Below are 20,110 nucleotides of genomic sequence, written 5' to 3'. Positions count from 1 at the left end.
AGTATCGTTCGTGCGACGACACTTACGCCGACGGGCTCGCGATCAAGCACCACAGGCCGATCAGAGGGTTGGCGTCGCACAGTCCCCCGGCGACGGACTCGGTCGGCACCGGGGTGAACGATTCGAGCGGAATGGTGTCGGCCATGGCGGCCCCGCCGCCGACCAGGGTCGCGGCGGCGATCAGGGCGCCGACGACAATTCCACGCAGTGCGAACATCTGAAACTCCTCATACGTTGGACGGTGAGGCCCTGAACGTAGCCGGTGGTGATTGGCCTCGCACGACCCGAATTGTGTTGTCCCTGAACCGAGTCGGCTCGGTCAACGACCTCGGTGCGGCATCTTCCGGTGCTGTTCGCAGCGTTCGCGAGCAGCTCGGCGGGCGTTCGGCGGATTCAACGCCGGCGGCGCGGTCGAACCTCGGCAAGCGGAGTTCGCCGGCGCGGGCCGCAATGAACTGGTCGCGATCAGGACGCTGAACCGACGGTCGGAGGTGCTCGAGCCCGACTCGATCCGGACGGTCGTGTCGCCCGGCGACGGCGAGCATGCGCACTAGATTGATCGTCATGTCACGAGATGCAGCAGCGCAGATCAGGGCACTTTTCGCGGATTCGGTTGGCCGCGGATTCGATCCGGGCACGGTGGTGGGCGCGGACGATGCCGAGATCGACGCGATGGCGCAGGCCCAGCGGGTGGCCGCGGTGCCGGAGTCGGTGCGTGAGGTGCTGCGCCTGATGGGTCGTGAGTTGGGCCGCTACGAATCCGTGGGGGGTTCGGGTCGCCGGCGACTCGGTGTTCGCGCGATCTATCCCGAGGACCGGAAGCGGGCGGAGAACTTCGCCGAGTACGACAGCTCGCTGACCGATCCGCGACACCTGCTGGTGCTGTCCGTGCTGGAGCTGGACGAGGGCTGGTTCTACGAGGTGGTCGACGGTTCGCAAGTAGCAGAACCCGATCCGCCGGTGTGGTTCGGCAGCAGCGACGGGTTCGTCGCGTCACCCACCTACCCGTCGGTGACCGTGTGGTTCGCGGGGATGTGTGCGGAGGTCGAGGGGCTGATCGCCGGGGACATCGACCGGTAGACAGGAACTGCCCCAAGGTTGATGTTCGAGGTCAACCTTGGGGCAGTGGAGATTGCACGGTCCGCGGATGCCTGCAGGTGTTCACCCGCGAACCGGTCTAGCTACCTACCGGAGGACCCGAGGGCGCCCGCCACTCCACCAACGAAGTCGGTGACTGCGATGTATGCAGCAGCGATGGCGACCAAAAGGAACTCCACGACAGGTACATCGTCGTGCCGTAGCGATTCGTTACCAGTGATCTACCGATAAATCTCCGCCGCCTGTTGGACCCTCACACCAGACGTTCCACCAGCAGCAACGTGCCGATGATGATCATGGCGACGCCGGAGACGCGGGTGACGATGCGGGCGGCGGTGGGGCGGGCGCGCAGGACCGTGCGGGCCAGGACACCGACGCACAGGTAGATCGCGGCGCAGCTCAGGGTGTGGATCAGGCCGAGGGTGCCGATCTGGGCGGCGAGCGGCCAGGAGCCGGTGCGGTCGGTGAACTGCGGGAGCAGAGCCAGGAAGAGCAGGATGGCCTTGGGGTTCAGTCCGCTGATGCCGATGCCACGCAGCACGCTGGCGCCCCACCGGGCGGGGCTCGTCTCCGCGGGCATGGCGGCGGGAGCGCTCGACGAGGCCAGTGTCGTGCCGCCGAGCCACATCAGATACAGCCCGCCGAACACGGTAAGTGCGGTCAGCACAACGGGATTCCGGTCGACCACCGCCGCGACGCCGGCCGCGACCACCGCGGTCAACGCGACATACCCCAGGAGCAGTCCCCCGACGGCAGGCACCACCGATCGCTCGCGCAGGCCAGCGGCGATCGCGTACGCCCAGTCCGCGCCGGGGACGAGGATCAGCAGCACCGACACGGTCCAGAACGCCGCGATGTACCCGACAGCCATGCCGACCTGCTCCCTTCGAACGAATACCCGAAGGAAGGATAGGCGAGTTGATCAAGGAGGTGATTCCAAGTTTTCGCAGCTGGGCGGCCATATATGGAAGGATCTCCCCCATGGATCGCGTTGACCGGAAGATTCTTGCCGAGCTACAGCAGAACGGGCGTTTGACGATCACCGAGCTCGCCGCCCGAGTCCGGCTGAGCCTGTCGCCATGCCACCGTCGGCTGCGGGAATTGGAGAAGTCCGGCGTGATCCGCGGCTACCGCGCGCTGGTCGACGCCGCGGCCGTCGGGCTGACGTTCGAGGCGCTGGTCTTCGTGACGATGCGGCAGGAGGATCGCACCACCGTGGCCGCGTTCGAGCAGGCCGTCGCGGAGATACCGCAGGTGTTGCAGGCGCAGCGCCTGTTCGGCGACCCGGATTTCCTGCTGCGCGTCGTCGCAGCGGATCTGCCTGCGTTCCAACAGCTTTACGACGAGAAGCTGGCCACGCTACCCGGGGTTCAGCACTTGACGTCGACGCTGGTGATGAAGCATGTGGTGCTGGAACGTCCGGTGCCGCTGTGAGCGATCAGTACCGCTGGCGACTTTCGACAGCATCCTTGGCCTCCTTGAGACCGGCGCCGGTCAGCTCGCGATAAAGCTTGATCGCCTGAATCTTCTTGTCGTGCAGCAAGAGCGTGTCGATCTCGGCCCAACTGAACCCGGGGTGTGCGGCAGTCGGCACGGCCCGGATCGGCTCGGCGGGGACAGCAGGCAGGTTCTCGATCCCCAGATGCTGGAGGATCAGGTCGACTTTGTAGTTCAGCGCATCGACCTTGCGCTCGAGGCGGTAGCGGGCAAACATGCTCGAATCGTAGTGACCGCCACCGCCACTGGAAACTACGCGGCGTCGAGCAACGCGTCGACGAGGTTGGCGGCGGTGTCGAAGGCGGCGACGTCACCCGCCAGCTCCAACAGCCGGTCGACACAGCGCGGGCCGGTGACCAGCCGGATCCGGCGGCCGGTATGCCCAGCCCAATCACGCGCCTCGATCAGCACGTGCAGGCCGGCGACGCCGAAGAACGTCACCTGGGACAGGTCGACGACCACCAGCGCTCCGGCGGTGTTCAATGAGCCGATCAGCTGGGTCTTGAACTGGTCGGCGGTGTAGTAGTCCACCTCGCCCGCGAGGGCGCAGAGGGTAACGGTGTCGCTGGGGGCGGTGAGGGAGATGCTCAATCGAGCTTCCGGCGCGGCTCGATTCGGCAACGTCGCTCGACTCGGTGCCGCACCTCGGCTCGCGATCGGTCTCGACGTGGAAAACGCTGAGGAAGCAAGAATGGTCGACATGAGGATCTCAGTCCTGTCGCGCACGGCAATTGGCGTTCGTTGCCGGCAATGCGTTGCGCCCTGGGCCACACATGAGCTCCAGAACTAGGCTGTCTCCTCAACCCTGAATACCGGGTACCCCGAACACGGGGTCTCTACACAAAGAAAAAGCCACCGCGGTTGCGCGGTGGCTTCTCCTAGGTCTGTCGTGGTTACGCCGACTTCTCCCGGCGTTCCGTCCGCTGCGCCTTGCGGGGCACGATGGTCGGCAGCACGTTCTCGGTGACGGTATCGGAATCGACGACCACCTTGGCGACGTCGTCGCGGCTGGGGATGTCGTACATCACCGGCAGCAGCACTTCCTCCATGATGGCGCGCAGGCCACGCGCACCGGTGCCGCGCAGGATCGCCTGATCGGCGATCGCTTCCAGCGCGTCGGTGGTGAACTCGAGGTCGACCCCGTCCATCTCGAACAGCCGGACGTACTGCTTGACCAGCGCGTTCTTCGGCTCGGAGAGGATCTTGACCAACGATTCCTTGTCCAGGTTGGTCACCGAGGCGACGACCGGGAGGCGGCCGATGAACTCGGGGATCAGGCCGAACTTGATCAGATCCTCCGGCATCACCTCGGCGAAGTGATCGGCGGTGTCGATCTCGGACTTGGACCGCACCTCGGAGCCGAAGCCGATGCCGCGGTGGCCGGTCCGCTCGGAGACGATCCGCTCCAGGCCCGCGAACGCGCCCGCGACGATGAACAGCACGTTGGTGGTGTCGATCTGGATGAACTCCTGGTGCGGGTGCTTGCGTCCGCCCTGCGGCGGCACACTCGCCTGGGTGCCCTCCAGGATCTTCAGCAGCGCCTGCTGCACGCCCTCGCCGGAGACGTCGCGGGTGATCGACGGGTTCTCGCTCTTGCGGGCGATCTTGTCGACCTCGTCGATGTAGATGATGCCGGTCTCGGCGCGCTTCACGTCGTAATCGGCGGCCTGAATCAGCTTCAGCAGGATGTTCTCGACGTCCTCACCGACGTACCCGGCCTCGGTCAGCGCGGTCGCGTCGGCGATGGCGAACGGGACGTTGAGCATCTTGGCCAGCGTCTGCGCCAGGTAGGTCTTGCCGCAGCCGGTGGGGCCGAGCATGAGGATGTTCGACTTGGTCAGCTCGACGACCTCGCCGCGGCTGTCGCGGCCCTTGTCGCCGGCCTGAATGCGCTTGTAATGGTTGTAAACGGCCACCGCGAGAGTGCGCTTGGCGGTGTCCTGCCCGATCACGTAGTTCTCCAGGAAGTCCCGGATCTCCGCGGGCTTGGGCAGCTCATCGAGCTTGACCTCGCTGGACTCGGCGAGTTCTTCCTCGATGATCTCGTTGCATAGATCGATGCACTCGTCGCAGATGTACACCCCTGGTCCCGCAATGAGCTTCTTGACCTGCTTCTGGCTCTTTCCGCAGAACGAGCACTTGAGCAGATCGCCGCCATCTCCGATGCGCGCCATCTCGTGGGTCCCTACTTCCTTGTCCGCGTGCAACCGTCCGTCCAGGTTGCCAGCTATCTGCCGCGTTACTTGTCAGCGCCACCGGCCGTGGTCGCAAACGCATCGACCGGTTCCGGTGGGTGAGGCAGTGCTGTCAACCGGGAGCAAAGGTCCCTAGGTTGACCGTACCTGGTGTGTGCGATGGAGGTCGACAACTCGAGCATGTTTCTCCGCCGGGTTGTGCGAGTTCTCACGGCACCGGAGCGCGTTGTATCCGTTCAGCAGCCTTTTCGTGCTCCGGCCGCTTGTTTCATCGTGGCCGGTGACCGCAGCGTTTCCGGGCCAGCCGTCGCACTGGAGCAGTCCGGCCGGGCAGCATGCCACTAGGCACACTTCCCGGCCGGAATTCCCTGGGGCAAAGCAACTTACGAGCAAATCTCCGCCGGAATCGGCGATTCGCCCCGTTCGATCACTTCTTCTGCGCGCTGAGCTTGCGGTAGTCGAACACCTGGTCGATGATCCCGTACTCCTTGGCCTCGGCGGCCGTCAGGATCTTGTCGCGGTCGGTGTCCTTGCGGATCTGGTCCGCGTCCTTGCCGGTGTGGTAGGCCAGCGTGGTCTCCATCAGGCGACGCATCCGCTCGATCTCGGCGGCCTGGATCTCCAGGTCCGACACCTGACCCTGGATGCCACCCTCCAGCGAAGGCTGGTGGATCAGCACGCGAGCGTTGGGCAGGCAGGCGCGCTTGCCGGGGGTACCGGCGGCCAGCAGCACGGCCGCGGCCGAGGCGGCCTGGCCGAGGCAGACGGTCGCAACATCGGCGCGCACGTACTGCATGGTGTCGTAGATGGCCATCAGTGACGTAAATGAGCCACCCGGCGAATTGATGTACATGGTGATGTCGCGGTCGGGATCGAGCGACTCGAGCACCAGCAGCTGCGCCATGACATCGTTCGCCGAGGCGTCGTCCACCTGCACGCCGAGGAAGATGATGCGCTCCTCGAACAGCTTGTTGTACGGGTTGGACTCCTTGACGCCGAAGCTCGAGTGCTCGATGAACGACGGCAGAATATAGCGCGACTCGGCGCCCTGCGGTGCCATACCGCCGAGCGCTGCGCGTGGGTCAAACTGGTTGGCCATCTTCGTCTCCAAAGTCTGTGTGTGTAAGCCGCGGATGCGCTGAACGGACAAAGAGTCCGGATGGCGCCTAGTTGTCGGCGACGCCGTTGGTCTGGTTCGCGTGGCTGATCACTCGATCGATGAAGCCGTACTCCAGCGCCTGCTTGGCGGTGAACCAGCGGTCGCGGTCGGCGTCGGCGGCGACCTGCTCCACGGACTTGCCGGTGTGCAGCGCCTGCAGCTCGTTGAGCTCACGCTTGGTGTGCGCGAACTGCTCGGCCATGATCGCGATGTCGGCGGCCGAACCACCGATACCCGCCGACGGCTGGTGCATCATGATCCGCGCGTGCGGCAGGGCGAAGCGCTTGCCCTTGGTGCCCGCGGTGAGCAGGAACTGACCCATCGACGCGGCCAAGCCCATGCCGAACGTGGCGATATCGCACTCGGCGAACTGCATGGTGTCGTAGATGGCCATACCAGCGGTGACCGAGCCACCGGGCGAGTTGATGTAGAGCGCGATGTCCTTGGTCGGATCCTCAGCCGTAAGAAGCAGGATCTGCGCGCAGAGCTTGTTCGCGATGTCGTCGTCGACCTGGGTGCCGAGGAAGATGATGCGATTACTGAGCAGTCGCTCGTAGACCGAATCGCTGAGGTTGAGACCAGCAGTCGCGGATGCCATAACGACCCCTGCCTGATTGACTGTCACGGATACCTGCCTTTTCTTACCGGCTCGTTGGCCGACGGCCATCTCTGGTTCGTTGTCACAAACATTAACGAAGCAGGGCGGCACCGAACTCCCGGTACCGCCCTACTTCGCTCACAGCGCAATCAGCGCAGCTCGCAGCCGCTTGTCACGCTGGCATTTCATAGAACTCATTCGGCCTTCGCCGCGGCGGTCTCGGTCGACTCGTCCTCGGCGGCGACGTCGGTGATCACGTCGACGTCGTCGGCGGCCTCGACAGAATCATCTGGGGCACCGAACATTTCGGCGGTGTCCACCGCGTTGCCCTCGGAGTCTGTCACCTGCACCTTGCCGACCACGCCCGCGAGGGCCTTGCCGCGCCGGACGTCGGCGAAGATCGCGCCGAGCTGGCCCGCCTGCTGCACCTGCTGGATGAACTGCTCCGGTGCCAGGCCGTAGCGCTGCGACTGGAACAGGATCCGCTCGGTGAGCTCGTCTTGGCCGACCTGGGTGTTCTCCGCCTCGGCGATGGCGTCCAGCAGCAGCTGGGTGCGCACCGACTTCTCGGCGGACTCCTTGGCGTCCTTGTCGAACTCTTCACGGCTGGAGCCCTGGGCCTCCAGCGCCTCGGCCAGCTTGGCCTCGTCGTGGTCGAAGCCGTGCACGGCGTCGTGGGTGACGGCGTCGATCTCGGCCTGCACAACCGCCTCGGGCAGCGGCACCTCGACCTGCTCGAGCAGGGTCTCCAGCACCTTGTCCCGGATCTGGCCGGCCTGCTCCACCTTCTTGCTGCGCTCGACCCGGCTGCGCAGGTCGGTCTTCAGCTCTTCGAGGGTGTCGAATTCGCTTGCCAGCTGGGCGAAGTCGTCGTCGGCCTCGGGCAGCTCGCGCTCCTTGACGGACTGCACGGTGACCTTGATGACGGCTTCCTTGCCCGCGTGCTCACCGGCGACCAGGGTCGAGGTGAACTCCTTGGACTCGCCGGCGGACAGGCCGATCAGCGCCTCGTCCAGGCCCTCGATGAGCTGGCCGGAGCCGACCTCGTGGGACAGGCCGGTGGTGGCCGCCTCGGGGACGTCCTCGCCGTCGACGGTGGCCGACAGGTCGATCGACACGAAGTCGCCGTCCTGCACCGCGCGCTCCACACCGGTGAGGGTGCCGAAACGCTGACGCAGCGACTGCAGCTGCTCGTCGATGTCCTCGTCGCCGATGGTGAAGGCGTCGACGGTGACCGCGAGGGTCTCGTAGTCCGGCAGCGTGAGCTCGGGACGCACGTCGACCTCGGCGGTGAACGCGAGCTCTTCGCCGTCTTCGATCTTGGTGATCTCGATCTCGGGCTGACCGATGACCTTCACGTCGGCCGCGGTGACGGCCTCGCTGTAGCGGCCGGGCAGCACGTCGTTGACGACCTGCTCCAGCACCGCGCCGCGGCCGAGGCGGGCCTCGAGCAGCTTGGCCGGCGCCTTGCCCGGACGGAAGCCGGGGATCTTGACCTGCTTGGCGAGTGCCTTGTACGCGCGATCGAAGTCCGGCTTCAGTTCCTCGAAGGGCACCTCGACATTGATCCGGACCCGGGTCGGGCTCAGCTGCTCGACGGTGCTCTTCACGGACATGCTCCTTGTTCGTCGTCTGTTCTGGTTGAGACGCGATCCCCCGTCGTCCCGGACTTCTACCGGGACCCCGGCACCCGCCGGGCTGGCGAGGGACGCGGCGTACGCATCCCGACCAGGTTAGTTGACCGGCCGGGGCGGGCTGCACTCGGCCGGTTTTCGGGCGCTACTTGCCGACCGACACCGCGTCGGTCACGAAGACCAGCGTCTCGTTCGGCGCGATGCCGCTGCGGCCGCCGGCGCCGTAGCCGAGGTCCGGCGGCACGATGAGCAGGCGGCGCGCGCCCTGCTGCACGCCGATAAGTCCCTGGTCCCAGCCCGGAATGACCTGTCCGCCACCGAGCGTGAGCTGGAACGGGGTGCCGCGATCGAAGGAGCTGTCCTTCTTCTGGCCGTTGGACCAAGTGATCAGTGCGTAGTTCATGGTGAGTGCCTGCCCCGAGGCGGCGCCGGGGCCGGTGCCCTGGATGAGGTCCTTGGTGATGAGCTTCTTGGGCGGGTCGCAGTTGTCGGGGAGGGTGATCTTCGGGGCGGTGCCGAAGTCGCCGCTCACCTTGATGTCCTCCGCCGTGCATTCCCGGCCCTTGCTCACCGTCGGGCCGCCCTGCGCTTGCGCGCTGGCCTTCGGGGCGGAGGAAGAGGAAGGAGTGGACGATGCCTTGTCGTCCGAGCCACAGGCGACCAGAGTGCACGCTGCCGCGGCCATGGCGCCGATCCCGATGATCCTGCCGAGTGTCTGCATGCGGCGAACCTAGACCATCGCGGCGGCGAACGTCCCAGTCGCCCTTCGCGCGTCGAACTGCCGTTACGCTGGCACTGGAATTCTCCCCCTAGGACGAGGAGAGTCGGCGCATGACGAACCCGAGTACGGGTAGTGATACCTCGGCCGACAATGTCGGTGGCGCGGGCGGCCAGACCGTCGCCCCGCAGCCCTATCGATTGACCGACCTCGCGGGACCGCTGGACCGCGACCAACTGACCTCGATCGACGCCTGGTGGCGGGCCGCGAACTACCTCGCCGTCGGGCAGATCTATCTGATGGCGAATCCGCTGCTACGCGAGCCACTGCGGGCCGAACACATCAAGCCGCGGCTGCTCGGTCACTTCGGCACCGTGCCCGGATTGAATCTGGTGTGGGTGCATGCCAATCGGGCGATTCGGCAGCGCGGGCTCAGTGCGGTCTTCGTGGCCGGGCCGGGGCACGGCGGGCCGGGGCCGAACGCGTGCGGCTGGCTGGAGGGCACGTATTCCGAGCTGTACAGCCATATTCCGCAGGACGCGGCGGGGATGGGTACGTTCTTCGCGCAGTTCTCCTTCCCAGGTGGGGTGCCGAGCCACTGCGCGCCGGAAACGCCCGGCTCGTTTCACGAGGGTGGCGAGCTCGGCTATTCGCTGATGCATGCGTTCGGTGCGGCGCTGGACCACCCGGACCTCACGGTGTTCTGCGTGATCGGCGACGGCGAGGCGGAGACCGGTCCGCTGGCCACCAGCTGGCATGCCAACAAGTTCCTCAATCCGGCGCGCGACGGCGCGGTGCTGCCGATCCTCGCGCTGAACCAGTACAAGATCGCGAATCCGACCATCCTCGCGCGCATTCCGGAGGCGGAGCTGATTTCGCTGCTGCGCGGGTACGGGTATGAGCCGATCATCGTGGCGGGCAGCGATCCGACCGAGGTGCATCAGGCGATGGCCGTCGCGGTGGATACCTGTATGGAGCGCATCGCGCAGATTCAGCGGGCCGCGCGCGGTGGCACCGATGGGGTGCGGCCGATCTGGCCGATGATCGTGTTGCGCACGCCGAAGGGGTGGACCTGTCCGCCGATGGTGGACGGCGAGCAGGTCGAGGGCACGTTCCGGGCGCATCAGGTGCCGTTGCCCGCCGCGCGGACCGACGCCGGTCACCGGGCGGTGCTGGAGCAGTGGCTGCGATCGTATCGGCCGGAGGAGTTGTTCGACGAGTCGGGCAGGCCGGTTTCGGAGCTGCTGGACCAGGTGCCCGAGGGCGATCAGCGAATGAGTGCCAATCCGATTGCCAACGGCGGCAAGCTCGTTCGCGATCTGAACCTGCCGGACTGGCGGGAGTTCGGGGTCGAGGTGGCGACGCCCGGCGGGTCGCAGCACGAGGCGACGCGGGTGCTCGGCGGGTGGTTGCGCGAGGTCACCCGGAACAACCCGGACAACTTCATCACCTTCGCGCCGGACGAGCTGGCCAGCAACCGGCTGCAGGACATCCTCGAGGTGACCGGTCGCAACTGGCAGGCCGAAATCGATGAGTACGACGAGCATCTCGACCGCACCGGGCGGGTGATCGAGGTGTTGTCCGAGCACATGTGCCAGGGGCTGCTGGAGGGGTATCTGCTCACCGGCAGGCACGGGGTGTTCACCTGCTACGAGGCGTTCATCCACATCGTCGACGCGATGTTCAATCAGCACGCCAAGTGGCTCGACGCCAGTGCGGGAGTGCCGTGGCGGCGGCCCATCGCTAGCCTCAATTACCTGCTCTCGTCGCATGTTTGGCGGCAGGACCACAACGGGTTCACCCATCAGGATCCCGGCTTTCTCGATGTGGTGCTCAACAAGAAGGCTTCGATCGTGCGGGTCTATCTGCCGCCGGACGCCAACACCCTGTTGTCCACCTACGACCACTGTCTGCGTTCGCGGCACTACGTCAACGTGGTGGTGGCGGGCAAACAGCCGCAGGCGGACTGGCTTTCGGTGAACGAGGCGGCCGAGCATTGTGCGCGCGGCATCGGTATCTGGGATTGGGCCGGTCACAACGACGAGCTCGGCACGATTCCGGATGTGGTGCTGGCCTGTGCCGGTGACGTGCCGACGCTGGAAACCCTTGCGGCGGCGGCGATTCTGCGTGATCGGCTGCCCGCATTGCGGGTTCGGGTGGTCAATGTGGTCGATCTGACGCGGCTGCAACCGCAGGAGGATCATCCACATGGGTTGCCCGACAGCGAGTTCGACACGTTGTTCACCCATGACCGGCCGGTGATCTTCGCGTTCCACGGTTATCCGTGGCTGGTGCACCGGCTCACCTATCGGCGGGCCAACCATGACGGGCTGCATGTGCGTGGGTATCAGGAGCGCGGCACCACGACCACGCCGTTCGACATGGTGATGCTCAACGATCTGGATCGGTATCACCTGGTGATGGATGTCATCGATCGGGTGCCGAGCCTGGGCGAGCGGGCCGCCGGGCTGCGGCAGGAAATGGTGGACGCGCGGTGGGAGGCGCGGGCCTGGACGCGCGAGCACGGCGAGGACATCCCCGGGGTCGCCGACTGGACTTGGCCGTACCCGACCGCATGAGCGTCCACCCGGTTCGGTGGGTTGAAACTTCCTTGCGCAGGTTAAGGCGGGTAAGCGACGATCGCTAGATGCTACTGACGATCACTTGCACACCACCGGAGGGCGCCGCATGGCCGGCGACCGACCTGGGGTTCTTGCTGCACAAGAACCCCGACCGGGTGCAAGCGTTCGAGCAGTCCTACGGCACGGCACATGTCGTGTACCCGGAGGCGACGGCCGCGCGATGCACCGCAGCGCTGATGCTGGAGATCGATCCGATCCGGTTGGTGCGTGGACGTTCGCGCGGGACACCGGATTTCAGTCTCGGACAGTACGTCAACGATCGGCCGTACGCGGCGTCGTCGCTGCTGTCGGTGGCGATCGGCGCGGTGTTCCGCACCGCGCTGCACGGGCGCTGCACGCTGCGGCCGGAGCTGGTCGAGACGGCGCTGCCGTTGCGGATCGAGCTGCCCGCGGTGCCGTGTCGCGGCGGGGCGGAGGTCGCCGGGCGGATGTTCGCGCCGCTCGGCTGGGCGGTGACGGCCACTCCCCTGCCGTTGGATCCGGCGTTTCCGGAGTGGGGTGATTCGCATTACCTGCGGGTCGAGTTGTCCGGGACCGTCCGGTTGTCCGACGCGCTCTCGCACCTCTACGTGCTGCTGCCGGTACTGGACGGAGCCAAGCACTACTGGCTCGCGGCGGACGAGGTGGACAAGCTGATCCGGGCCGGTGGCGGGTGGTTGGCCGAGCACCCGGAGCGCGGGTGGATCACGCGGCGCTACTTGGCGCGCCGTCAGTCGCTGGTGCGTACCGCGTTGGCTCGGTTGGCCGAGCTGGAAGAGGTGGAGCCGGAGGCGTTGGACGCGGTGGAGGAGGTCGACGACGAGGCCGACTCGAACGGGGCCGGTTCCGCCGAAACACGTTCCGCGACAAACCAAGCGGCTTCCCTTAAGCGCGATTCGGGCACCGCGGATTCCGGGTACGCGGCGGTGGTCGGCATCGCCACCTCGGTGAACAGCTCGCGCGACGAGGAGATCAGAGTCCTGGACGACGCGGTGAGCGACGGGTTCAACGCGACAGCAACCGACGCCGACAGCATAGTGGTGACCGACAGCGGCAACGTGGCGGTGGCCGACACCACGACCGCGACCGACAGCGACAGCGACAGCGCGACGGTGGGCGACGGAGCCGACACGGCGGCGACCAGCGGCGGTAACGCGAGGGCGACCGACAGCGGCAACGCGACCGACGCCCGCACCGAAACGGCGGCCAACAGCGGCAGGGCGTCCGAGACCGGCAGTGGCACAACCACAACCGACGGCAACAGCGCGACAGTGGGCGACGGAGTCAACACGGCAGCAACCGGCGGCGGTAACGCGACGGCGACCGACAGCGGCGGCAGGCCTATGGCCGATGGCCCCAGCGCGACGGTAATCGAGGAGCGCGGCGAATCCGAAACATCGCGGAGTCCAACACCTTTGGCGGTTGCGCGGCGTGCTGCAGTACGCGCTGCGCTGCATGAGGTCGGCGCCAGGCGGGTGCTCGATCTCGGTTGCGGGGAGGGGACGTTGTTGCGGGAGTTGCTGTCGGACAAGGCATTCACCGAGATTGTTGGCGTGGATGTGTCGATGCGGGCGTTGCATATCGCCGAGCGCAAGTTGCGGCTCGAGCGGCTGCCTGAGCGGGTGGCGCAGCGGCTGACTCTGCGGCAGGGGGCGCTCACCTACACCGATGCCCGGTTGCGTGGTTATGACGCGGCGGTGCTGATGGAGGTGATCGAGCATGTGGATCTGCCGCGTCTCGGTGCGCTGGAGCACTCGGTGTTCGCGGGTGCGGCGCCGGGAGCGGTGCTCGTCACCACGCCTAACGCGGAGTTCAATGTGCGCTACGAGACGTTGGCGGCCGGGACGTTTCGCCATGTCGATCACCGATTCGAGTGGACCAGAGCGGAATTCGCGGCGTGGGCCGACGGAGTGGCGGCACGGTACGGGTATACGGTGCGGTTCGTGCCGATCGGTGAGCCGGATGCGGAGTTCGGGGCACCTACGCAAATGGCGGTATTCACGAAGAACGAGTTCAACAACACCGAGGTCAGGGCGACTTCGACAAGGGAAGGGGCGGCATGATGGCGGAACTTTCGGTGCCTGAGCTGTCCCTCGTGGTGTTGATCGGCAGCACCGGGTCGGGCAAGTCGACGTTCGCGCGCAAGCACTTTCGGTCGACGGCGGTGGTTTCTTCGGATGCCTGCCGTGGCATCGTCAGCGATGACGAGAACGACCAGTCGGCCACCGCCGAGGCATTCGCGCTGCTGCACCACATCGCGGGTGTTCGGCTGCGGCGCGGACTGCGCACGGTCGTCGACGCGACGAACGTGCAGGCCAAGTCGCGGCAGGAACTGATCGCGGTGGCGCGTGCGCACGATGTGCTGCCGGTAGCGATCGTGCTCGACGTGCCGGATTCGGTGTGCCTGGAGCGCAATTCGGCACGACCGGACCGGGCGGCGCTCGGTGCGCACGTGGTGGTCCGGCAGCAGCGTGAGCTGCGCCGCAGCCTGCGCGGGCTGGAGCGCGAGGGCTTCCGCAAGGTGTACGTACTGCGTGGCGTGGCGGAGATCGAGGCGGCGACCATCGTCGATGAGAAGGCATGGAACGACAAGCGCGAGCTCACCGGGCCGTTCGACGTGATCGGCGACGTGCACGGCTGCCGCGGCGAGTTGGAAACGCTGCTCGGCGAACTCGGCTATGCCATCGACCGCGACGACGTGGGCCGCGCGATAGGCGCGAGCCATCCGGCGGGCCGCACCGCGGTGTTCGTCGGCGACCTGGTCGATCGCGGGCCGGATACGCCGGGTGTGCTGCGGCTGGTGATGGGCATGGTCGCGGCTGGAACTGCCTTGTGCGTCACCGGGAATCACGAGAACAAGCTCGTGCGGGCGCTCGACGGCAAGCAGGTTCGGGTGGCGCACGGCCTTGCCGAGTCGTTGGCGCAGCTCGACGGCGAGGACGAGGTTTTCCGGAAGGCGGCGCACGAGTTCTGCCGCGGCTTGGTCAGCCACTACGTGCTCGATGACGGCAAGCTGGTTGTCGCGCACGCAGGGCTGAAGGAAGAGTTCCATGGGCGCGCGTCCGGCCGGGTGCGGTCGTTCGCCATGTACGGCGAAACCACCGGGGAGACCGACGAATACGGTCTGCCGGTGCGTTACCCGTGGGCTAACGACTACCGTGGCCGCGCCACCGTGCTGTACGGGCACACGCCGGTGCTCGACTTGCAGTGGGTGAACAACACGCTCTGCCTGGACACCGGCGTGGTGTTCGGCGGCAGGCTCTCGGCGCTGCGTTATCCCGAGCGTGAGCCGGTTTCGGTTGCGGCTGAGTCCGTTTGGTATGAGCCGGTGCGGCCGCTGGAGGCCACCACGATCAGCACGACCGAAGGCGTCGTGCACCGGGACCCGGGCGTGCTCGACCTGGATGACGTGATCGGTCGGCGCGTGGTGGAAACCCGGTATCACGGTCGGGTCGGCGTGCAGGAGGAAAACGCCTGCGCCGCACTCGAAGTGATGAGCCGGTTCGCGATCGACCCACGCTGGCTGGTGTACCTGCCACCGACGATGTCGCCGTGCGCGACCTCGGAACTGCCGGGCCACCTGGAGCATCCGGCGGAGGCGTTCGCGTACTACCGCGCCGAGGGCGTCGACCAGCTGGTGTGCGAGGAGAAGCACATGGGTTCGCGGGCCGTGGTCCTCGTTGCCCGCTCCGCGCAGGCCGCGCGGGACCGATTCGGCGTCGACGACGGCGGCACCGGTGTGATCTACACCCGCACCGGCCGCCCGTTCTTCGACGATCCCGCACACACCGAGACCCTGCTCGCCCGGGTACGGGTGGCAGCGGAAACCGCCGGGCTGTTCGATGAGCTACGCAGTGAATGGCTGTTGCTCGATACCGAGCTGATGCCGTGGTCCGCGAAGGCGATCGGCCTGCTGCGCAACCAGTACGCGGCCGTCGGCGCTGCCGCACGGGCCGCACTGGGTGCCACCACCGAGATGTTGGCGGCGGTGGCGGAACGCGGACTCGATGTCGCCGATCTGGCGAACCGCACCGGGGCTCGCAAGGACGACGCCGCGGCATTCACTGACGCCTACGGCCGCTACTGCTGGCCGGTCGAGGGCATGGCCGGACTGCGGCTCGCACCGTTCCAGATCCTCGCCGGTGAGGGCGCTAATTATGCGGTACGCGAGCATGATTGGCACCTCACGCTGATCGACCGCCTGGTTACCGCCGACACTGAACTGTTCACGCCGACAGGCCGCATGTTCGTCGACCTGACCGACCCGGCCAGCACAGCGGCCGCCACCACCTGGTGGACCGACCTCACCGCAGCCGGCGGCGAGGGCATGGTGGTCAAGCCCCGCCAGTCGCTGGTCCGCGGACCGAAGAAGTCCGAGGGCGCAACAGGCGACGGCAGGCTGGTCCAGCCCGGCGTGAAATGCCGCGGCCCCGAATACCTCCGAATCATCTACGGCCCGGAATACCTACGCGAACCCAACCTCGACCGCCTCCGCTCCCGCGGCCTCGGCCGCAAACGCTCAATGGCACTGCGCGAGTACGCCCTCGGCCTCGAAGCACTGGACCGACTCGCCGCCGGCGAAACCCTGTGGCGAGTACACGAGGCCGTCTTCGCGGTACTCGCACTGGAATCGGAACCAGTCGATCCGCGGCTGTAACCGGGCACAAATCGCGCGGCGCACGCTTCGAGAGGGCGCGGGACGCCGCACAACCGCACGGGATCTGACGTCCGCACGCGAAACACCCGTCGAGTCGTGGTGCAGGACATCAGCACCCGTGCGGCTATCGTCGCTACCAGCCAGTGGACCGACCATCAGTCGGCCGGCCTCGCCGAACTCGCCGTGACACGTACGCGAGACCGCCTTCCGGTACTCGCGTCGGGAGTCGGACCCAGGCGATCCGCAGCTGCGAGGGACTGCGCATCTCGCGGCCGCACGACGTCGGACATCCCGCGCGTGTCAGGCTGCAACTGCCCACGCCTGAACCCACCCCCTCTGTCTAACCCGCACACCCAGCACAAAGGACGTGCAGCTGACACAACGGGTGTGCAGCCCGCCAGTTCGCCACGCCGAACCCAGAATCCGCACTCTCACTCGGGATTGGCACTTGCTTTAGGGCCCTATTCCGAGTGCCGATCCCGAGACAGAGTGCAGATCTTGGGCATCCTCGCCCGGACTGCGACTGTCTCAGACCCATTGCATGCGGTAACTGATACGCGTTACCGTTGGTGTTAGCAAGCTGCTTGCAAGTGTTACTGCGGCGGCTTGTCTGGCGTTCGGGACAAAGGAGTCTGACCATGCCGTTAGCGAGCTCGGACAGCGCGCCCAGTGCGGGGTACATGCTCATCGATGACCGGTTCACTCTGGTGGCCGCGAAGTTCTTCGGGTTGTTCCGGCGCAAGCGGCAGGGCGGTGGTGCACTCGCGGTCTACCTGCGCGGCGAGCCGGTGCTGGATATCTGGGCGGGCTGGGCGGACCACGACCGGCGGTGGCATGCCGACACGATGGCGCTGTCGTATTCGACCGGCAAGGGTGTCGCGGCCACGGTCATCCACCGGCTGGCCGAGCGCGGCGTGCTCGACTACGACGCACCGGTGGCGACCTACTGGCCGGAGTTCGCGGCGAACGGCAAGGCAGACATCACCATTCGCGACGTGCTGAACCATCGCGCCGGATTGCAGCGCACCCGAGGGCTGCTCGACGACCCGGCGGATCTGCTCGACCACGACGCTTTGGCCGCCGCCATCGCCGCCTCCGCCCCGGATCCGATGCGGCTGCGCGCGTCCGGGTATCACGGGCTCACCTTCGGCACGATCGTCGCGGAGATCGCCCAGCGGGCGACCGGGCGCACGTTCACCGAGCTGGTTCGTACCGAACTGGCGGAATCGTTGGGCGACAACGACTTCTATTTCGGCGTCCCGCAACATCAGCGCCATCGCCTGGCCAAGCTCTCGCCGCGACTCGGGGTCGCGCGGGTGCCGTTCGATCGGATGATCGCGCCGTTCGCCTCGATGAAGGCGGTGCACTCGGCGCGCAGCGCGGTGTACGACGGGTGGGCCGATATGACGCTCGGCGAACAGCCCTACGACACGATGATGCCCGGCTGGAACGGCGTTTTCACGGTTCGGTCGCTGGCCAAGATGTACGGCGCGATCGCCAACGACGGCATGATCGGCCGTCGGCGCCTGCTGCGGCCGGAGACCACCCGATTGATCGCGGAAATGCCGCCGGGCAGCAGGTTCGACTACGTCCTCGGCGCCCCACCGCATTTCGCCCTCGGCTATCACCGCGGGATCGTCGGCACCAAGCTGACGCGGCAGGCGTTGGGGCACTTCGGGATCGGTGGATCCGGCGGCATCGCGATGCCCAGGCTCGGCCTGTCGGTCGCGTTTGTCACCAATCACCTTGGCAATCATGCGATGTCACTGGGTGACGCGCGATTGCCGATCTTGGCCATGCTCGCGCAGCGAGCTGCCCGCGGCCTGGAAGACACCGGCGAACTGTCGGACTCACTCGACGCCGCGGTCGGCTGAGTCAGCGTTTGAGTTTGCGCCAGCCACCGGCACGGTTGTTCGCGATGATCTGCTCGAACATCGCGAGAAGTGGTGCGGCGGGGACCTTTTCGCCATCTCGGACGGAAACGGTGCGCGCGGTCTTGTTGTCGTGGCCCGCGGTGATGATGCCCTCCGGGTCCGGCACGATGGCTCCGTCGTAGAGGAACACGTTGACGTGCGTTTTCGCCGCGAGCAGGGCGCAGATGTTGCCGTCGAGCACGAAGTACGGCTGCACGGTGCGCTTGATGGTCTCGGCAACCGCCGGGTCGGCGGCGTGCACCAGTTCGCGCACCTCCTGGCAGATCGTCTGCTGCCAGGCGGGCAGCGCGTCGATATAGGTGTCGACGCGCGGGTCGGCCTCGTAGGACATGGGCCGATCCAAACACAAACGAGCGGTCTGATGACCGTTTCTCGCCAGCCTGAGTACGATCGACCGTATGGAAAGTGCCCCCGACGCGTCGGTCCTCGCCCGGCGCGAGCCCGCCGAGATCACCGACAAGCGCCTGCTCCGCGGGGCGAAGACGCGGCAGACGGTGCTCCGGCACGCGGTGGATATCGCCTCGCTGAACGGGCTGGAGGGATTGAGCTTCGGCGGGCTCGCCACCGATGCAGGGCTGAGCAAAGCGGGTATCCAGACGCTGTTCAAGACCAAGGAAGCGCTGCAACTGGCCACCATCGACTACGCACGTGACCTGTTCGTCGACACGGTGGTCGAACCGGCCCGGCCCATACCGCACGGTGTCGCTCGACTGCGGGCGCTGATCGAGAACTGGCTCGGCTACCTCGCGACTCCCCTGTTCGCCGGCGGCTGCTTCTGGATGGCGAACATGCCGGAGCAGGACAGCAGGCCCGGTCCGGTGCGCGATGCGCTGGTCCGCGACCGTCAGGCGTGGGTGCGCACCCTCGAGAGCGAACTGCGGCACGCGGTGACCTCGGCCGAAATCGCCGAGGTCGACGCGGCGCTCGCCGCCTTTCAGATCGACGCCGTGCTCTGCGCGACCAACACGGCGCTGCGCCTCGACGACAAGGAGGCCATTCGCAGGGCCTGGCGCATCGTCGAGAGCTTCCTCACTTCGCCCTGACCGGCGGGCAGCCGGAACACCAGTACCGTCACGAGGCTCGCAAGCAGGGCGCCTCAGGCCGAAGGCTTGTGCGCCACCGCGAAGATTCGGCGGAACGGGAACCAGGTGGTGCCGTCGGATTTGGCCGGGTACGCCATCTGCAGGCGAGGCGCCAACTCGGTGCGGAATTCGCGCCAGTCTTCGTCGTCCAGGGCCGCGCGGATCGGGCGCAGTGCGGTGCCGGTTACCCACTCCAGCACGGGATCCGGGCCGGAGAGCCGCTGCAGGTAGGTGGTCTCCCACACGTCGACCTCGACGTTGTCGACGGCGAGAACCGTGGCGTACTCGGCGGGGGTGGACACCGCATCGGCACTGCGCAAGGCGATCTCGGCCAACTCGGCCTGCCAGCGCGCCTCGGTGGCCAGCGCGCGGATCTCGCGGTGCGACGGCGCGTCGAAGTTGCCGGGCACCTGCATGGCGAACCAGGCCCCCGGCGGCAGCGCGTCGAGCCAGTCCGCGAGTAGTGCCAGGTGGTTCGGAACCCATTGCAGGACAGCGTTACTGACGACGACGTCGGTCTCGGCGTCCGGCGTCCAGTCGTTGACGTCGAGCACTCGGGCGTTGATCCCGCGCTGCTGCGCCTCCTGAACCATCTCCGGCGAGGAGTCGAGCGCGTCCAGTTGCGCGTCCGGCCATCGTTCGGCGAGCACGCCGGTGAGATTGCCCGGCCCACAGCCCAAATCCACTACCCGGCGCGGTTTTTCGGCATCGATCCGGCCGATCAGTTCGAAGAACGGGCGTGCCCGGTGATCGGCGAAGTCCAGATACTTCTTCGGATCCCACATACGAAACCCTTCTCGTAAACAGTACGAGCGTACTTAGTACGATTGTACTGTATGGCGTGGTCGCTCCGATGAGTGCCACGCACGCCACCCGGGAAACCAGTCGCTAGGTAAGAAACCGACCAGTTTGCTATC

Annotated in this window: 18 protein-coding genes; 7 read left to right on the top strand and 11 right to left on the bottom strand. The window is 66.7% G+C overall.

What is annotated here, in order from left to right; translation table 11 throughout:
- Positions 1 to 22 precede the first annotated feature (22 nt).
- Positions 23 to 217 (bottom strand): hypothetical protein, encoded by a 195-nt coding sequence (locus ACFWF1_RS33830; protein WP_379282408.1) that lies wholly within the window; start codon positions 215 to 217, stop codon positions 23 to 25.
- A gap of 347 nt (positions 218 to 564) precedes the next feature.
- On the opposite strand from ACFWF1_RS33830, the gene ACFWF1_RS33825 reads away from it, so the two are divergent.
- On the top strand, positions 565 to 1,080 hold the full coding sequence (locus tag ACFWF1_RS33825; RefSeq protein WP_379282407.1) for a hypothetical protein: 516 nt from the start codon (positions 565 to 567) through the stop codon (positions 1,078 to 1,080).
- A 271-nt stretch (positions 1,081 to 1,351) separates the two neighbouring features.
- Here the strand turns inward: ACFWF1_RS33825 and ACFWF1_RS33820 are convergent, their stop codons facing one another.
- Complete coding sequence (locus ACFWF1_RS33820; protein ID WP_379282405.1) at positions 1,352 to 1,969, bottom strand: LysE family translocator; 618 nt, start codon at positions 1,967 to 1,969, stop codon at positions 1,352 to 1,354.
- A 110-nt stretch (positions 1,970 to 2,079) separates the two neighbouring features.
- Here ACFWF1_RS33820 and ACFWF1_RS33815 point away from each other — a divergent pair, with 110 nt between their 5' ends.
- Complete coding sequence (locus ACFWF1_RS33815; protein ID WP_379282403.1) at positions 2,080 to 2,532, top strand: Lrp/AsnC family transcriptional regulator; 453 nt, start codon at positions 2,080 to 2,082, stop codon at positions 2,530 to 2,532.
- Between the two features lie 4 nt (positions 2,533 to 2,536).
- Here the strand turns inward: ACFWF1_RS33815 and ACFWF1_RS33810 are convergent, their stop codons facing one another.
- From ACFWF1_RS33810 to ACFWF1_RS33780, 7 genes are all read right to left on the bottom strand, one after another.
- Complete coding sequence (locus tag ACFWF1_RS33810) at positions 2,537 to 2,812, bottom strand: ribosomal protein L7/L12 (RefSeq protein ID WP_379282402.1); 276 nt, start codon at positions 2,810 to 2,812, stop codon at positions 2,537 to 2,539.
- 35 nt (positions 2,813 to 2,847) lie between these two features.
- Positions 2,848 to 3,186 carry an STAS domain-containing protein gene (locus ACFWF1_RS33805; protein WP_379282400.1) on the bottom strand — a complete coding sequence of 113 codons (339 nt, stop codon included), beginning with the start codon at positions 3,184 to 3,186 and terminating at the stop codon, positions 2,848 to 2,850.
- A gap of 302 nt (positions 3,187 to 3,488) precedes the next feature.
- Entirely contained in the window at positions 3,489 to 4,769 is a 1,281-nt protein-coding gene (gene clpX, locus ACFWF1_RS33800; RefSeq protein WP_150403131.1) for an ATP-dependent Clp protease ATP-binding subunit ClpX, read from the bottom strand.
- A 448-nt stretch (positions 4,770 to 5,217) separates the two neighbouring features.
- Entirely contained in the window at positions 5,218 to 5,889 is a 672-nt protein-coding gene (locus ACFWF1_RS33795; RefSeq protein WP_364727875.1) for an ATP-dependent Clp protease proteolytic subunit, read from the bottom strand.
- Positions 5,890 to 5,956: 67 nt separating this feature from the next.
- The gene (locus ACFWF1_RS33790; protein WP_379282399.1) at positions 5,957 to 6,547 is read right to left on the bottom strand and encodes an ATP-dependent Clp protease proteolytic subunit; all 591 of its coding nucleotides are present in this window, start codon (positions 6,545 to 6,547) and stop codon (positions 5,957 to 5,959) included.
- Positions 6,548 to 6,741: 194 nt separating this feature from the next.
- On the bottom strand, positions 6,742 to 8,157 hold the full coding sequence (gene tig / locus ACFWF1_RS33785; protein WP_379282397.1) for a trigger factor: 1,416 nt from the start codon (positions 8,155 to 8,157) through the stop codon (positions 6,742 to 6,744).
- A 169-nt stretch (positions 8,158 to 8,326) separates the two neighbouring features.
- Complete coding sequence (locus ACFWF1_RS33780) at positions 8,327 to 8,902, bottom strand: FKBP-type peptidyl-prolyl cis-trans isomerase (RefSeq protein ID WP_379282396.1); 576 nt, start codon at positions 8,900 to 8,902, stop codon at positions 8,327 to 8,329.
- Positions 8,903 to 9,012: 110 nt separating this feature from the next.
- On the opposite strand from ACFWF1_RS33780, the gene ACFWF1_RS33775 reads away from it, so the two are divergent.
- The 4 genes from ACFWF1_RS33775 (at position 9,013) to ACFWF1_RS33760 (ending at position 18,051) form a co-directional block, all read left to right on the top strand.
- Entirely contained in the window at positions 9,013 to 11,478 is a 2,466-nt protein-coding gene (locus tag ACFWF1_RS33775; protein WP_379282395.1) for a phosphoketolase, read from the top strand.
- Positions 11,479 to 11,546: 68 nt separating this feature from the next.
- Positions 11,547 to 13,583, top strand: a complete 2,037-nt coding sequence (locus ACFWF1_RS33770; protein ID WP_379282394.1) for a 3' terminal RNA ribose 2'-O-methyltransferase Hen1 — start codon at positions 11,547 to 11,549, stop codon at positions 13,581 to 13,583.
- A complete protein-coding gene (locus ACFWF1_RS33765) occupies positions 13,583 to 16,177 on the top strand; it encodes a polynucleotide kinase-phosphatase (protein WP_379282393.1) in 2,595 nt (864 codons plus the stop codon). Before ACFWF1_RS33770 ends, ACFWF1_RS33765 begins: the two co-directional genes overlap by 1 nt.
- 638 nt (positions 16,178 to 16,815) lie before the next feature.
- Positions 16,816 to 18,051 (top strand): serine hydrolase domain-containing protein, encoded by a 1,236-nt coding sequence (locus tag ACFWF1_RS33760; protein ID WP_379282392.1) that lies wholly within the window; start codon positions 16,816 to 16,818, stop codon positions 18,049 to 18,051.
- A gap of 1 nt (position 18,052) precedes the next feature.
- Here the strand turns inward: ACFWF1_RS33760 and ACFWF1_RS33755 are convergent, their stop codons facing one another.
- Positions 18,053 to 18,442 (bottom strand): DUF1801 domain-containing protein, encoded by a 390-nt coding sequence (locus ACFWF1_RS33755; protein ID WP_379282391.1) that lies wholly within the window; start codon positions 18,440 to 18,442, stop codon positions 18,053 to 18,055.
- Between the two features lie 67 nt (positions 18,443 to 18,509).
- On the opposite strand from ACFWF1_RS33755, the gene ACFWF1_RS33750 reads away from it, so the two are divergent.
- The gene (locus ACFWF1_RS33750; protein ID WP_379282390.1) at positions 18,510 to 19,154 is read left to right on the top strand and encodes a TetR/AcrR family transcriptional regulator; all 645 of its coding nucleotides are present in this window, start codon (positions 18,510 to 18,512) and stop codon (positions 19,152 to 19,154) included.
- Positions 19,155 to 19,207: 53 nt separating this feature from the next.
- Here the strand turns inward: ACFWF1_RS33750 and ACFWF1_RS33745 are convergent, their stop codons facing one another.
- The gene (locus ACFWF1_RS33745) at positions 19,208 to 19,978 is read right to left on the bottom strand and encodes a trans-aconitate 2-methyltransferase (RefSeq protein WP_379282389.1); all 771 of its coding nucleotides are present in this window, start codon (positions 19,976 to 19,978) and stop codon (positions 19,208 to 19,210) included.
- Positions 19,979 to 20,110: the final 132 nt, after the last annotated feature.

Origin of the sequence: Nocardia sp. NPDC060255 (assembly GCF_042727395.1) — a bacterium.
Classification (GTDB): domain Bacteria; phylum Actinomycetota; class Actinomycetes; order Mycobacteriales; family Mycobacteriaceae; genus Nocardia.
The sequence above is the reverse complement of the archived record's forward strand: the minus strand, read 5'-3'. Positions and strand labels throughout refer to the sequence as shown.

Bases quoted from the DNA above. Each gene is read 5' to 3' on its own strand.
- ACFWF1_RS33790 (WP_379282399.1), bottom strand. From the start codon at position 6,547: ATGGCATCCGCGACTGCTGGTCTCAACCTCAGCGATTCGGTCTACGAG.
- clpX (WP_150403131.1), bottom strand. From the start codon at position 4,769: ATGGCGCGCATCGGAGATGGCGGCGATCTGCTCAAGTGCTCGTTCTGC.
- ACFWF1_RS33820 (WP_379282405.1), bottom strand. From the start codon at position 1,969: ATGGCTGTCGGGTACATCGCGGCGTTCTGGACCGTGTCGGTGCTGCTG.
- ACFWF1_RS33765 (WP_379282393.1), top strand. From the start codon at position 13,583: ATGGCGGAACTTTCGGTGCCTGAGCTGTCCCTCGTGGTGTTGATCGGC.
- ACFWF1_RS33775 (WP_379282395.1), top strand. From the start codon at position 9,013: ATGACGAACCCGAGTACGGGTAGTGATACCTCGGCCGACAATGTCGGT.
- ACFWF1_RS33815 (WP_379282403.1), top strand. From the start codon at position 2,080: ATGGATCGCGTTGACCGGAAGATTCTTGCCGAGCTACAGCAGAACGGG.
- ACFWF1_RS33755 (WP_379282391.1), bottom strand. From the start codon at position 18,442: ATGTCCTACGAGGCCGACCCGCGCGTCGACACCTATATCGACGCGCTG.
- ACFWF1_RS33760 (WP_379282392.1), top strand. From the start codon at position 16,816: ATGCCGTTAGCGAGCTCGGACAGCGCGCCCAGTGCGGGGTACATGCTC.
- ACFWF1_RS33745 (WP_379282389.1), bottom strand. From the start codon at position 19,978: ATGTGGGATCCGAAGAAGTATCTGGACTTCGCCGATCACCGGGCACGC.
- ACFWF1_RS33770 (WP_379282394.1), top strand. From the start codon at position 11,547: ATGCTACTGACGATCACTTGCACACCACCGGAGGGCGCCGCATGGCCG.
- ACFWF1_RS33810 (WP_379282402.1), bottom strand. From the start codon at position 2,812: ATGTTTGCCCGCTACCGCCTCGAGCGCAAGGTCGATGCGCTGAACTAC.
- ACFWF1_RS33825 (WP_379282407.1), top strand. From the start codon at position 565: ATGTCACGAGATGCAGCAGCGCAGATCAGGGCACTTTTCGCGGATTCG.
- ACFWF1_RS33780 (WP_379282396.1), bottom strand. From the start codon at position 8,902: ATGCAGACACTCGGCAGGATCATCGGGATCGGCGCCATGGCCGCGGCA.
- ACFWF1_RS33830 (WP_379282408.1), bottom strand. From the start codon at position 217: ATGTTCGCACTGCGTGGAATTGTCGTCGGCGCCCTGATCGCCGCCGCG.
- ACFWF1_RS33795 (WP_364727875.1), bottom strand. From the start codon at position 5,889: ATGGCCAACCAGTTTGACCCACGCGCAGCGCTCGGCGGTATGGCACCG.
- ACFWF1_RS33750 (WP_379282390.1), top strand. From the start codon at position 18,510: ATGGAAAGTGCCCCCGACGCGTCGGTCCTCGCCCGGCGCGAGCCCGCC.